Source organism: Arthrobacter sp. S2(2024), assembly GCF_036662515.1.
GTDB lineage: Bacteria > Actinomycetota > Actinomycetes > Actinomycetales > Micrococcaceae > Arthrobacter.
In genome coordinates this window covers 40,610-53,669 of record NZ_JAYKZI010000004.1, presented here as the reverse complement: position 1 = coordinate 53,669, position 13,060 = coordinate 40,610, and the positions used below count along the sequence as shown (strand labels likewise).

Here is a 13,060-nt window from a genome sequence, read left to right as displayed (position 1 = left end):
TGTCGTAGTGGCCCGTGGGGTGAGTGCGGACCGGAATCAATACTTGTATTTGGAATGCAAGTATCTATGGCTAAAGTTCTACACGCTGTAGAAGGATTTCGCGAATCGACAGCCCGGAGATGACAGGACGCGCTGGAACCAGGCTTACAGTCCGGGGCGTAACCCGATCGCCTGGAATGCCGGCGCCATTTGCCGGGGGCGCGGCAGGGAAGATACGACGACGTCGTCCAACTCCCGGTAGAAGGCTTCCCTCGCCCGGGCCAGGGCGTGGCGCAGGCCGCACTCGGTAATCAGCGGGCAGTCGCCATGCACGGATTGGCACTCGGCGGGGTCGGGCCTGTTATTCAACTCCCGCAGGATGTGGCCAACGGTGGCTTGGCGTCCGGCGGCGCTGAGCCGGGATCCACCCTTGCGGCCGCGCTCGACGTCGATGAGGCCCAGCTCCCGTAGCCGAACAATGGCCTTGCTGACGTGGTGGTACGGAGTCCCCACGGCGTCTGCAATATTCTGGGTCGTCAGGAGTTCACCTGCGGGCGCGGACGACAGAACCAGGAGCGCACGCAGGCTCACATCCGCGAAGGCATTGATCTTCATGCCCTCAAGCTTACGGAGTAAGGTCTAGTCCACCCATACAAGGGGTTCATTGGTGTCAGCTTCGGCGTTGTCAAAGGTGAAGCCTTCAGCGGTCCGGGCATAGGGGACAACGGCCGCGAGGAGACCGCCGCTGCGATGCTCGGCCGCGGCGTGAATCCCGTCCGAGCCGTGCTCCGGCAGGATGACATCGCTCGTAATCGCCACCGCGCGGTATTCGTCACGGCCCTGGCGAAGCAATTCGAGGATGTCTGCCAGCATAGACTCCGTGTCGACGTTTCCCTCGTCGTCCGGCTCTCCGGGCGTTACGAAGACGATCCGAAGTTCGTTGTCCTCGGCGAGCGTGACGGCGAAGGGCAGGAAGCCACCGTTTTGTTCAAGGTGTTCCTGCGCCGTCGCCAGGGCGGCCCCAAGGGTTTCACGCACTTCGCGGAGTTCGAGTTCCTTGGTGCTTTCGAGGCCGTCGATGGAGTTCATGCTGCTGCTCGCCTTCGCGGCTGCCGGCTAGGCCCTGACCAGTGCAAGGACACGGTCCCGGACCTTTTCCATGGTGGCAACATCCTTCGCCTCGGCGTTCAGGCGTAGGAAAGGCTCCGTGTTGGAGGGACGAAGATTGAACCACCAGCTACCGTCCTTCGCGGTGAAGGTGCTGCCGTCCATGGTGTCCACGTCCACGTCTTCGCCATCAAAATCGGCGCGGACCCGCTCAATGGCTCCTGCCTTGTCCTCGATTTCGGAATTGATTTCACCGGAAGAGACATAGGGCTCGTACTGGCGGCCAAGTTCGGACAGCGGGCCATCCTGCTCGCCCAATGCGGCCAACACATGCATGGCCGCAAGCATGCCGGTGTCAGCGTTCCAAAAATCGCGGAAGTAGAAGTGCGCCGAGTGTTCGCCGCCGAAGACGGCTCCTTCTTCGGCCATGACAGCCTTGATGAAAGAGTGCCCCACACGCGTGCGCACGGCCCTGCCACCGTCCGTGGCCACGAGTTCCGGGACTGCCCGTGAGGTCAGCAGGTTGTGGATGATCACGGGGGTCTCTTCGCCTGCAGCCTGTGCACGGGCGATTTCCCGGCGCGCAACCATCCCCGTGATGGCAGACGGCGACACGGGTTCGCCTTTTTCGTCGATCACGAAGCAACGGTCGGCGTCGCCGTCGAACGCCAGGCCAATATCCGCACCGTGCTCGATGACTGCGGCCTGAAGATCGCGCAGGTTTTCGGGCTCAAGCGGATTGGCCGGGTGATTCGGGAAGGAACCGTCCAGCTCAAAGTACAGGGGAACAATCTCGAAAGGCAGGGCCGGAAGCAGCTGGTCACCAAGGACCGCGGGAGTGGTCAGCCCGGCCATGCCGTTTCCGGCGTCGACGACGATCTTCAGCGGACGGGAGCCCTTGAGGTCAACCAGGCTGCGCAAGTACTCCGAGTAGTCCTTCAGGACATCGCGGGTGCTGATCTTGCCCTGTACATCCGCAGCAGGGATGCTCCCGCTATTGAGGTACTTCTCCGCCAGCGCCTGGATTTCCTTGAGGCCTGTTTCGGAAGAGATCGGCTGGGCGCCGGCCTTGGACATCTTGATGCCGTTGTACTCGGCGGGGTTGTGGCTCGCGGTGAACGTCGCGCCGGCCGCATTGAGGGCACCGCAAGCGTAGTAGAGCTCGTCGGTGGAGATGAGGTCCAGGAGTTGGACATTGGCGCCGCGGCGGGCAGCGCCGTCGGCAAAAGCCTTGATGAATTCAGGGGACGACGGGCGCATGTCGCCTCCAACCAGCACAATTTCCCCGGCGAGGCCGAGGGTGTCGACGAAGGCCGCGCCGACGGATTCCACGATGTGGGAGGTGATGGATTCGCCGACGATTCCCCGGACGTCATAGGCCTTGAAGGAAGCCGAGAGGTCAAATGTCTTGTTCTGCTCGCTAGTCACGCGCTCAATCTTACTGTGGAGCGAGGTCGTCGCCGCGCCGGGACCTCATCTATGTGGAAAACGCTTGTCCACATAGATGACGTTCCGGGTTCTGGCTGTCTGCGGGTGCTGGAATACTGAAGCCATGCCCAACAACCCGGATGCTGCCCTACTCGCAGGAGAACAGTCCACCACCCGGCTGCAGGCCCTTGAAGTACTGAAGGAGCTTGTGGGAAATGCGGACGCCCGATTCCACGACGGCCAGTATGAGGCGATTGAGGCCCTCGTCGACGCCGGACGGCGGGCTTTGGTGGTGCAGCGGACGGGCTGGGGCAAGTCGGCCGTGTACTTCGTCTCGTCGTTGTTGTTGAGGCGCCGGGGCGCAGGGCCAACCCTCATCGTGTCGCCCCTGCTCGCGCTGATGCGGGACCAAGTGGCAGCGGCCGCACGTGCCGGAGTGCGGGCCGTGGCGATCAATTCCGCCAATCAGCTTGAGTGGGACAACGTCCGGGAGCAACTAGCCGCGGACCAAGTGGACGTTCTCTTGGTTTCGCCGGAGCGGCTCACCAATCCTTCGTTCCGGGAGAACCAGCTTCCCGAGCTCATCCGCCGTACCGGTCTCCTGGTGATTGACGAGGCACACTGCATTTCGGACTGGGGGCACGATTTCCGTCCCGACTATCGGCGCATCTCCGATCTTATCGAGCAACTGCCTGGGAGTGTTCCCGTGCTGGCTACCACGGCCACAGCAAACTCCCGGGTGGTCCATGACATCGAAGAGCAGCTCGGCGCCGGAGTGCTGACCATCCGCGGGCAGCTTGGCCGGGAGTCCTTGCGGCTAGGTGTCTTGAAGCTCGCCGATTCGCGCGATCGCCTTGGCTGGTTGTTGACCCATCTGGCAGACATGCCAGGCAGCGGAATCATCTACACCCTGACCGTTTCGGCCGCTGAAGACACCGCCCGGCTGCTCTCCGAGGCAGGCCACAACGTTTTGTCCTACACCGGGCGCACGGACCCCGCGGATCGTGAACGGGCCGAGCAACTGCTCAAGGACAACCAGGTGAAGGCGCTCGTTGCCACCTCGGCGCTCGGCATGGGCTTCGACAAACCGGATCTCGGATTCGTCATCCACCTTGGCGCCCCCTCATCGCCGGTGGCCTACTACCAGCAGGTCGGCCGTGCCGGTCGTGGCGCCGCAAACGCCGATGTGCTCCTTCTTCCCGGATCCGAGGACCGCGAGATCTGGCAGTACTTTGCCACTGCTTCGATGCCCTCCGAGGAGAAGGCCGCCGCCGTACTTACCGTCTTGGCCGAAGCCGGCTCTGCCTTGTCCACCGTGGCACTCGAAGCGCGGGTGGACCTGCGCCGGACTCCCTTGGAACTTCTGCTGAAGGTCCTGGCCGTGGATGGAGCGGTGGAGCGCGTGGGCGGTGGCTGGAAGTCCACGGGACGTCCGTGGATCTATGACGCCGAACGCTACGCCCGCATCGCCGAGGCCCGGGTGGACGAGCAGGATTCCATGGTGATCTACCAGGACACCGCCGGATGCCGCATGGAATACATCACCGCGGTCCTGGACGACGAGTCCGCGCGTGCGTGCGGCCGCTGCGACAATTGCGCCGGCAGGTGGTTCCCGGCGGACGTGGCAGCAGCCGCCGCCGACGCCGCCGGGCAGACGCTTCGCCGGGCGGGCCTTGCGCTCGAGCCACGGCTTCAATGGCCGAGCGGGATGGACCGGCTGGGCGTGACGGTGAAAGGCAAGATCAAACCGGATGAATTGCTGGCCGAAGGGCGCGTGTTGGCGCGCCTGACCGACCTCGGCTGGGGCGGTGCCCTCCGTGAGCTCTTTGCCGCCGGTGCGGCTGACCGCGAGGTTGAACCTGCCATGTTGCAGGCTTGCGTGCAGGTTTTGCGCGAATGGTCTGCCGGAGACGGCCGATCCACCGGGTGGAGCGGCCAAGGGCGTCCGGCAGCCGTCGTGAGCATCCCGTCCAGGAATAAGCCGGCGTTGGTCGAGTCCTTGGCCCGCGGCATAGCCGGAATCGGCCGGATGCCCTATTTGGGAGCCCTCGAACTCCAGCACGGCGGACCAACTGGCGGGCGCGGCGGCAACAGCGCCTACCGGCTGGCCGGTGTCTGGGAGCGCCTCGTGGTGGGTCCGGAACTTGGACAGAACCTTGTGTCGCTCGGCGGCCAAGGCATCCTTCTGGTCGATGACCTTGCGGACAGCCGCTGGACCATGACTGTTGCCGGCCGCGCTCTCAGGCAAGCCGGAGCAGGATCGGTGTTGCCTCTTGTCCTCGGCCAAGCGGCGTGACGGGCGCAGCCCCGGACGTCCTGTCCGAATCCAAGTGGCAGCCACGGCTCGCCTTGCTGGTTGCCGCCACCTTCTTCATGGAGTTCCTGGACGGAACAGTCCTTACAACCGCCATGCCGAGCATCGCCGCCGACTTCAAAGTAGTCTCGGCCGATGTCAACATCACGATGACTGCCTACCTGGTGACTGTGGCCATGGGAATTCCGCTCAGTAGCTGGCTCGCAGAACGATTTGGCGCACGCCGGATCTTCTGTCTGGCGATCGCCGTCTTCACGGTGGCGTCGGTGCTGTGCGCGGCCAGCCAGGACCTCACCCTGCTGACCTTGAGCCGGGTGGCACAGGGGGCCGGCGGAGCCATGATGGTGCCGGTAGGCACTCTCGTGGTGCTGCGGGGCACGCCCAAGTCGGAGCTTCTCCGCGCCACGGCATTCCTTGTCTGGCCAGGGTTGCTGGCGCCCGTTTTGGCGCCGCTCGTTGGCGGAGCTTTCACAACGTATCTTTCCTGGCACTGGATCTTCCTGATCAACGTCCCGCTGGGCCTTGCTGCGTTCATCGCAGCCCTGAGGCTGGTTCCGCACAAGGGAGGCGATGCGGGCCGGCGGCTCGACTGGCTCGGCCTCGCACTCACCACTTTCGGCGTCGGATCGCTTGTGGTGGGTCTTGAAGGGGTTGGCGGCCATGGCGCGGGCGCGGTTCCGGCAGCAGTGCTGCTGGCCGGAGCATTGGCTTTGGCCGGAGCGGCCTGGTGGATGCTCAAGGCCAAAGCCCCGCTCTTCGATCTCCGGGTTTTCGCCACTCGCACGTTCCGGGCCACTTCCACCGGAGGGTTCGTCTATCGCCTGACCATCAGCTCGGTGCCCTTTCTGCTGCCGCTGTTGTTCCAGGATGGCTTTGGCTGGGATCCACTCAAATCCGGTGCCATGGTGGCAGCGGTGTTCATTGGCAACATAGGCATCAAGCCCGCCACGACGCCCATTATTCGGCGATTCGGCTTCAAGCCCGTGTTGGTCTTCGCCTCTTTCGCCTCGGCCGTCACCTTTGCCGCTTGTGCAGCGCTCAACGCAGGGACGCCGGAGCCGCTGATTTTTGCCTTGCTGCTGGCCAGCGGGGCCTTCCGTTCGATCGGCTTCTCGGCGTACGCCTCCGTGCAGTATGCGGATATCGTCCCGGGGGAGCTTCCCTCGGCCAACGCAGTGTCAGCCACGTTGGTGCAACTGGCCGCGGGCGCTGGTATTGCAGTGGGTGCGCTCTTCCTGCGTCTCTTCGACCATGCGTCGTTCTTCGGCGACGGCCCTTCCTCGGCGTACCGTGGCGCCTTCTTGGCCATGGCCGCTGTGATGCTTTTGAGCACAGTGGACAGCCTCACGCTGCACCGGCACGCCGGAGCTGAAGTCAGCCGCAGTGTTGTGGGCAAAGCTACGAAGCCGGGTGCGTGAACGGGACCCGCTCGAACGACATGACGCTCGTGGCTTCCTCGGGGTTGACCGTGACCTTGAGCCAGTCCTTGGCATTGTTGGATCCATCCACGGTGATTCGCGTCAGGTTCTTCGCTTCTCTGGCCTGCCCGTAGAAGGAGAGCCACGCGGAACCGGCAGCAAGGGGGTGGTCTTGGTTGTAAACGTGGCTATCGCCGTTGATCAGGTAGACCGGCCCGCCGAACGAGTTCGATTCCTCGATCAAGGTCTGCACCAGGGGCTTGAAAGCACCAAAGTCCGCCTGCGAAGGGGCTGCGACTGTCGGGTCGAACATGTCCGCCTGCGTCATCACGACGACGGCCCGGTCACCGTTGTTCCGCGCCTTGCGGAAGGTGTCCCGCAACTCCTGGATGTCAGCTTCGGTCCTCTGCTGTACCTCGTCCATTTGGGCGGCGGTCGGCTGGCTCTGGCCAAGTCCTGTCCAAGGCAGCATCGAATTATCGCTGCCCGGAATGTTGACGGCAGTGAAGGCGACCTCATGCTTGCGGAAGCTGACGTTCTCCGGGAAGCCTTCCTTTGCCTGTGACTTCACCTGCATCGGGGAACCAAGCGTGACACCTGGCTTCGGGAAGAACACTTCCCGAACCTTGGCCAGTCTTTCGAGGGGGTTGTAGGCGCCGTTGTTCGTTCGGTGGCAGTCAGTCCACTCGTTGTCGCCCGGGGTGTAGACGAGCGGAGCCGTGAAGCTGTCGAAGTTCTTCTTGATGGCTTCGAAGTACTGGTCCGTGCACTGGGATGACCCGTTCTTGATGTCGCCCACGTGTGCTACAAAGCTCAGTTCCTTGTGTGCGTTGAGGTCCTGGATGTAGGACGGGAAGGCTTGGATCTCAGCGGCACCGTAGGGTACATCGCCGATCACGCCGAAGCTGAAGCCTTCGGTATTGCCTTGGTGTCCGTTGCCGTTGGAGCCATTCTGTCCTGAAGTGTTGCCGTCATTGGCCGCCAGTGCCGGCGGAGTGAGCAACGTGGTTGACAGCAAGACGGCCCCAACCGTCGCGATCGCGAATCTCGTCATTGAACGCATGAATCTCTCCTCGTCGGTGGTCTCCGTTACCCGGACGAGGCTATTGGCGCAAGCTGAATTCAAGGAGTCGGAGACATGAATCTTCCCCGCCAGAACCGGACGCTGAAGGCCCCGGAACGCAAAAAGGCCCCGGTCCAAGGACCGGGGCCAAAACGCGGAGACGGGGGGATTTGAACCCCCGGTGGAGTTGTGCCCCACACTTCATTAGCAGTGAAGCCCATTCGGCCGCTCTGGCACGTCTCCAGTTGCTATTGCTAGCCAACCAAGGATACGCAGAACTGGGCACCCAGTGCAAAACGGGGACGCGGGCCGCCGTCGGGCGCCGCGCCGCCGCCTGCCGGACCCCGACGCGGGCCGCCGTCGGGCGCCGCCACGCCGCCTGCCGGACCCGACGCGGGCCGCCGTCGGGCGCTCCATCGTTGAGGGCGTTAGTGCCGTGAACCCTCCTTGCCCGCAAGAGCACGCCACAGGAAGTGCTGGCTGCGGGCTTGGAGCGAGGCCGCCTGGCGGTTGTCCGACGCTCCCGCGTGACCGCCTTCGAGGGCTTCGTGGAACCACACGTTCGGGATCCCCATTGCCTGCATCCGGGCGGCCATCTTCCGTGCCTGGACCGGGCCTACCCGGTCATCGGAGGTGGCTGTCCAGATGAACGTCTCCGGGTAGTCCACTCCGTCGCGCAGCAGGTGGTACGGGGAGAAGGTGCGGATGTACTCCCACTGCTCCGGGACGTCGGGGTCGCCGTACTCGGCAATCCAGGAGTAGCCGGCCGAAAGCTTGGTGTAACGGCGCATGTCCAGCAAGGGGACACCGCAGGAGACGGCTCCGAACAACTCAGGGTACTGGGTGAGCATGTTGCCCACCAGCAGTCCGCCGTTGGAGCCGCCCACGCAGCCGAGCCTCCGCGGACTGGTGACACCCCGCGAAATGAGGTGCCGTGCCACAGCGGCGAAGTCCTCGAACGCGCGGTGTCGATTCGCCTGCAAGGCAGCGCTGTGCCACGCGGGACCGTACTCGCCGCCGCCGCGGATGTTGGCTACGACGTAGACGCCGCCGCGTGAATGCGGTGCGGAACCGTCGTCGGGCGCAATGCCTTCGCTCCGGCGTTCCAGCCAGGCGCGCCCGATGGCTCCGCTGTAGGCGGGGGTCCTTGAGACCTCGAACCCGCCGTAGCCAGATAGCTGCGTTGGGTTCTCGCCGTCGAGGTCCAGGTCTTTGGACGCCACCTGGAAATAGGGCACGCGCGTGCCGTCCGCTGAGGTGGCGAAGTGCTGCTGGACCTCGTAGTCCGCCTCGTTGAAGAACGACGGCGAGGACTTCACTACCGCGTGCGTGCTCGCCACCCCGCCGTCGTGGCCTGCGTCGAGCGTGTAACTGGCGATACCCGGGGACAGGGTGCCGCGCATGAGCGTCGTGGGGGTGGTGAAGCCGGTAGCGACGAGCCAGTAGTCGTTTCCGGCGTCGTCGCCTTCTGCTTCGTCCTCGTCGTCGACGGCGTAGGCGTTCACATCATGGAGCGGCGGGCACGCATCCAATAAAGTGGAGGCCCACCCGCCGGTGGAGTCCTTGCGGGCCGGGTCGAGCACCCTGATCTCGGACGAGACGTCGTGCAGCAGGTTCAGGAGGAGGTAGTTCCGGGTCCAACTCCATGACTGGAGGGAGGTGTGCTCATCCGGGGTGAAAAGCACCGTGAAGTCACGTGTCCCGGACAGGTAGCCCTCAAAGTCGGCGGCCAACAGGGATCCGGCAGGATAGGTGGTTCCGTCCACGTTCCAGTCCTGCCGAGGACGGAACATGAGCCATTCGCGGTGGGAACTGAGGTTCACGTCGGTGGGCACATCGATGGCCAGCCACGCGTCATCGCGCAGCACGGACGTGGTCCGGTTGAAGAAGTCGATCCAGTCCACCGCGAAAGTGCGTTCGAAGCCCGGGGTGGAGTCGCGGGCGACGAGCGCCATCATGTGGTCTTCGGGGATCTCGAAGATCCGCTCGGCTTCGGCCAGGGATTGGCCACGACGGAGCTTCACACCGGTGCGCGCGTACGACGAGCTGGTTTTAGGCAGGCCGTCGGCGGTCGTGGCAACCAGCAAGGTGTCGGCGTCGAGCCAGCTCACGTTGCCCTTCGCGGTCGAAAGGTCGAAACCGCCTGCGGCAGGGTCCACGAAGGTGCGGGTTTCGACGTCGAACTCGCGGTGGCGGTTGGCGTCGCCGCCGTCGGGGGAGAGGGCGATGATGGCGAGGCGGTGCGGTTCGCCTTCGGCCGGGCGCAGGAAGTTGGCGCCGTGGAAAACCCATTCTTCGCCCTCGGCGGCGGCCAGCGCATCGATGTCGAGCAGCACGTCCCATTCCGGGGCGTCGCTGAGGTAGCTTTCCCACGTGGTCCGGCGCCAGAGGCCCTTGGGGTTCTGCTGGTCTTTCCAGAAGTTGTAGTAGTGCTCGCCGCGCTTGTTGACCATGGCGATCCTGTCCGTGGAGTCCAGAACCTCCAGGATTCCGGCTTCCAGCGCGGTGTATTCGGCGTCGTCGAGCAAGTCTTCGGTGCGGGCATTTTGCTCCCGCACCCAGGCCAGCTGTTCCTCGCCATGAATGTCTTCGAGCCAGATATTCTCGTCGACAGGTTCGGGGGCGATTGCGGTACCCTGGGCAGTTTCGTTGTCGGGCGCGGGCGCTTGATCAGCTGCTGTGGTGGTCATGCCTCATCCTAGAGTGACTGTCTGAGCAGGAAGCAAGTCACAAGAAGTTAGGCTTGGGCGTGGGTAAATCGCAGAACATCCGGGTTGGGCTGATCGGGGCAGGTCCCCGCGGCACCAGTGTGCTGGAGCGATTGCTCGCCAATTGGGCCGCGACTGAAACGCACACACGCTCCCTGCACATCGATGTCGTGGACCCCTACCCGGCCGGTCCCGGGCACGTCTGGCAGCCCGATCAGTCCCGGCTCTACCTCATGAACACGCAGTCCTTCTACCCCACACTGATTCCCGAGGACGAGCAACTCGCGCCGCCCCTCGCCGGGGGCTCTTTTGAGCAGTGGCGGACGGAGAAGCAGTCCGTCGGCGGTCAAGGCCTGAGCTCCGAGGAACGGGCCGAACTTGCCTCGCTCGCCTCCCACGACTTTCCCAGCCGCGCCCTTTACGGACGGTATCTCCGTTCGACTCTTGAGGAACTGCTGGACCGTGTCCCGGCCGGAGTGGAGATCGCCTTCCACCGAAGCAACGCCGTGGCGGCGCATCCACTGCCGGGAGGCCCGACGGACGGTTCGCCGGGCAAGCCAGCGGGCGGAGGGTTCGACGTCGAACTCGACGACGGCGCTCGGCTCACCGTGGATTCCCTCGTCCTCGCGCTGGGCCACCTTGAGTCCCGGCTCAACCCGGAGCAGCGTTCGTTCAGGGAGGTGGCGGCGGAGCTCGGGCTGCTGTATGTGCCGCCGGCCGCTCCGGCCGATGTGGACTGGGCGTTGGTCCCTGCGGGGGAGACGGTCTTGGTCCGGGGCATGGGGCTGAATTTCTTCGACGTCATGGGCCAGCTGACCGAAGGCCGCGGCGGACAGTTCGTGCCGGCCGAAGGCGGTCTCCATGGGAAGCTCAAGTACCTGCCTTCGGGCCAGGAACCGAAGATCATTGCGGCATCCAGGCGCGGCACTCCGTACCGGGCCAAGGCCGGGCTGGACGGTTACTATCCCAAGTCCGTGCGCTTGCGGTATCTGACCGAGAGCGCGGTGGAACGCTTCGCCGCGGCCGGCATCCAGCCTGGCTTCGACCATGACCTTTGGCCCCTCCTGCATCGCGACGCCTTGTGGGCCTACTACTCAACGCTGGTTGTGGCCGAGCCCGTGGCCGTGTCTGATGCGACGGAATTCCTGGCCGCTCTCGAAGACTTGTTGCAGCCCCACGCGCATGCCACCGGGCGCTGGGAAAACCATGTCGCCGAGTTGGTCTCCACCCATGTTGCATCGTCGCGCCGCCTTGACCTGCTGGGCCTCGCGGCGCCCTTGGCCGGGCATTCCTTCGCGTCCAGGAAGGAACTCGACGCCGCCGTCGTGGACTATCTGGACGATGACGCCCGCCGCTCCGCCCTGGGAGAGTCGGATCCCGTGAAGATGGCCATCGGTGCGTTGCACACCGGACGGGCCATCCTGAAGAGCGCCGTGGCCGACGGCGGTATCACGGACGAATCGTGGGTGGGCGAGCTGCGCGGCTGGTTCGAATCCTTCGTTGAGGGGCTCGCGAGCGGTCCTCCAGCGCTGCGCGCCGAACAATTGGCCGCTTTGGCGCGTGCCGGCGTCGTGAGTTTTGTGGGCCCGGATCCGCGGTTCAGCGTCGACCGTTCCCAGCGCGTCTTCCGGGCGGTATCTGCTTGGGTGCACGACGACGCCGCGGAAGCCAGGATCCTGATTGAGGCCATGTCCCCGGCGAACCGGGTAGGCGTGAGTGTTTCTCCGTTCCTGCGGCAGTTGCTCGCCGACGGATTGGTGCGGCCCAAGGTGATGATGACTGCCGAGGGAACGCCGGTGCAGACGTCCGGCTTGGATGTCGAGCCGCATCCGTACCGCGTGGTGGGTGCCAACGGTTCCGTGACTCCGGGAATGTACGCCCTTGGCCTGCAGCTTTCTTCCACGCAATGGGGTACGGCCATCGCAGCCGAGGCCCGGCCTTCCGATGGTCGCGGCTATCGGAGTGGCCAACGGACCCTCCGCGACGCCGACGAAATTGCCAGGGACATGCTCGGCCTTCCGCTCCAAAAATGAGCATGTTCCACCAATAAGACTGAGCACGCTCCCTGCCGGTTCCGACGAGTGGACATAAGCCTGATATGTCCACTCGTCGGTCCCGGGGGAGAGCATGCTCTCTGGCGGTAGCGGGCTGCGCCTGGCGGTTGGGCTTATGCAGCCTGGTTTTGGATGAGTTTGAAGATCGCACCCGTCGGGTCGGTCAGGGTGGCCATCCGGCCGTAGGGGGTGTCCTCAGCCGCCTGGACCACGGTGGCGCCCAGGGAGACGGCCTGCTCGATGGTGTCATCGACCTTGTCCACCGCGAAGTAGACGCCCCAGTAGGACGGCACCTCGGCAGGGAGGAAACCGGAGGCATCCATGATGCCTGCCTTGGAGTTGTCGCCCTCACCGAGCGTCGTGTAACGGAACTCCGGGGTGTCGCCCACGACGGTGGTTTCCCAACCAAAGACGTTTTGGTAGAAGGAAACGGCCGAGTCGTACTCCTTGGCGAAGAGCTCGTGCCAGGCCGGCGCGCCTGTTTCGGCAGCCAGCTGATAGCCCTTCATCTCGCCGAACTGCCAGGCACCGATGGCCGCTCCGGAGGAATCCGCGTACATGGCCATGGTTCCCTGGTCCGGAACTTCCATGGGTTCCATGTAGACCTGGCCGCCGTTGGCGAGGGCTGCTTCGGTGGTGGCCTTGATGTCGTCAGTCCGCAGGTAAGTGGACCAGACATCGGGCATCTGGCCCATGTTTTCCTGCTTCTGCATGATCCCGGCCACCATCTTGCCGTCCTTCGAGGCGGTGATGTAGCCACCGTACTTTTCCTGATCCCCGGTCTCGTAGGTCCAGCCGAAGAGCGTGTTGTAGAAGGACTTTGCCTTCTCCGGGTCCGAGGTCATCAGGTCGATCCAGCAAGGTGAGCCGGGGGTGATGTCAGGCGTGGGCATGTTTTCTCCTGTGTCGTTACCGCGGTTGTTCCACGGTTTCATGTGTGGGTGGTGGAGACAGACAAAACCCTATGCGGGGCCTCTGACAGTTTCAAT

At 64.3% G+C, this 13,060-nt stretch carries 9 protein-coding genes and 1 tRNA gene; 3 read left to right on the top strand and 7 right to left on the bottom strand.

Annotated features, from left to right (window positions below; translation table 11 throughout):
• Positions 1-144: 144 nt before the first annotated feature.
• Genes VLA65_RS09675 through VLA65_RS09665 form a run of 3 tightly spaced genes read right to left on the bottom strand, consistent with a single transcriptional unit; the run spans position 145 to position 2,514 of the window.
• Positions 145-594: an RrF2 family transcriptional regulator gene (locus VLA65_RS09675; protein ID WP_059388630.1), complete on the bottom strand. Its 450-nt coding sequence runs from the start codon at positions 592-594 to the stop codon at positions 145-147.
• Positions 595-618: 24 nt separating this feature from the next.
• A complete protein-coding gene (locus tag VLA65_RS09670) occupies positions 619-1,068 on the bottom strand; it encodes a hypothetical protein (RefSeq protein WP_284988768.1) in 450 nt (149 codons plus the stop codon).
• 27 nt (positions 1,069-1,095) lie between these two features.
• Positions 1,096-2,514, bottom strand: coding sequence for a phosphomannomutase/phosphoglucomutase (locus VLA65_RS09665; protein ID WP_332602374.1), 1,419 nt, complete (start codon positions 2,512-2,514; stop codon positions 1,096-1,098).
• Between the two features lie 124 nt (positions 2,515-2,638).
• On the opposite strand from VLA65_RS09665, the gene VLA65_RS09660 reads away from it, so the two are divergent.
• Both VLA65_RS09660 and VLA65_RS09655 read left to right on the top strand, forming a co-directional pair.
• Positions 2,639-4,810, top strand: a complete 2,172-nt coding sequence (locus VLA65_RS09660; RefSeq protein ID WP_332602373.1) for a RecQ family ATP-dependent DNA helicase — start codon at positions 2,639-2,641, stop codon at positions 4,808-4,810.
• Positions 4,807-6,246 carry an MFS transporter gene (locus tag VLA65_RS09655; RefSeq protein WP_332602372.1) on the top strand — a complete coding sequence of 480 codons (1,440 nt, stop codon included), beginning with the start codon at positions 4,807-4,809 and terminating at the stop codon, positions 6,244-6,246. Before VLA65_RS09660 ends, VLA65_RS09655 begins: the two co-directional genes overlap by 4 nt.
• On the opposite strand, the gene VLA65_RS09650 is transcribed toward VLA65_RS09655, so the two are convergent.
• The 3 genes from VLA65_RS09650 to VLA65_RS09640 form a co-directional block, all read right to left on the bottom strand.
• The gene (locus tag VLA65_RS09650; RefSeq protein ID WP_332602371.1) at positions 6,227-7,309 is read right to left on the bottom strand and encodes a hypothetical protein; all 1,083 of its coding nucleotides are present in this window, start codon (positions 7,307-7,309) and stop codon (positions 6,227-6,229) included. The two genes, VLA65_RS09655 and VLA65_RS09650, sit on opposite strands and share 20 nt — an antisense overlap.
• Positions 7,310-7,464: 155 nt before the next feature.
• Positions 7,465-7,552: transfer RNA gene (locus VLA65_RS09645), tRNA-Ser, on the bottom strand.
• Between the two features lie 185 nt (positions 7,553-7,737).
• Positions 7,738-9,999: a prolyl oligopeptidase family serine peptidase gene (locus VLA65_RS09640; protein ID WP_284988773.1), complete on the bottom strand. Its 2,262-nt coding sequence runs from the start codon at positions 9,997-9,999 to the stop codon at positions 7,738-7,740.
• A gap of 59 nt (positions 10,000-10,058) precedes the next feature.
• Here VLA65_RS09640 and VLA65_RS09635 point away from each other — a divergent pair, with 59 nt between their 5' ends.
• Complete coding sequence (locus tag VLA65_RS09635) at positions 10,059-12,050, top strand: FAD/NAD(P)-binding protein (RefSeq protein WP_332602370.1); 1,992 nt, start codon at positions 10,059-10,061, stop codon at positions 12,048-12,050.
• A gap of 134 nt (positions 12,051-12,184) precedes the next feature.
• Here the strand turns inward: VLA65_RS09635 and VLA65_RS09630 are convergent, their stop codons facing one another.
• Positions 12,185-12,964, bottom strand: a complete 780-nt coding sequence (locus VLA65_RS09630) for a VOC family protein (RefSeq protein ID WP_059388636.1) — start codon at positions 12,962-12,964, stop codon at positions 12,185-12,187.
• Between the last annotated feature and the right edge of the window lie 96 nt (positions 12,965-13,060).

Coding starts and splice junctions, on each gene's coding strand:
- VLA65_RS09675 (WP_059388630.1), bottom strand. CDS start 594: ATGAAGATCAATGCCTTCGCGGATGTGAGCCTGCGTGCGCTCCTGGTT.
- VLA65_RS09670 (WP_284988768.1), bottom strand. CDS start 1,068: ATGAACTCCATCGACGGCCTCGAAAGCACCAAGGAACTCGAACTCCGC.
- VLA65_RS09660 (WP_332602373.1), top strand. CDS start 2,639: ATGCCCAACAACCCGGATGCTGCCCTACTCGCAGGAGAACAGTCCACC.
- VLA65_RS09650 (WP_332602371.1), bottom strand. CDS start 7,309: ATGCGTTCAATGACGAGATTCGCGATCGCGACGGTTGGGGCCGTCTTG.
- VLA65_RS09640 (WP_284988773.1), bottom strand. CDS start 9,999: ATGACCACCACAGCAGCTGATCAAGCGCCCGCGCCCGACAACGAAACT.
- VLA65_RS09630 (WP_059388636.1), bottom strand. CDS start 12,964: ATGCCCACGCCTGACATCACCCCCGGCTCACCTTGCTGGATCGACCTG.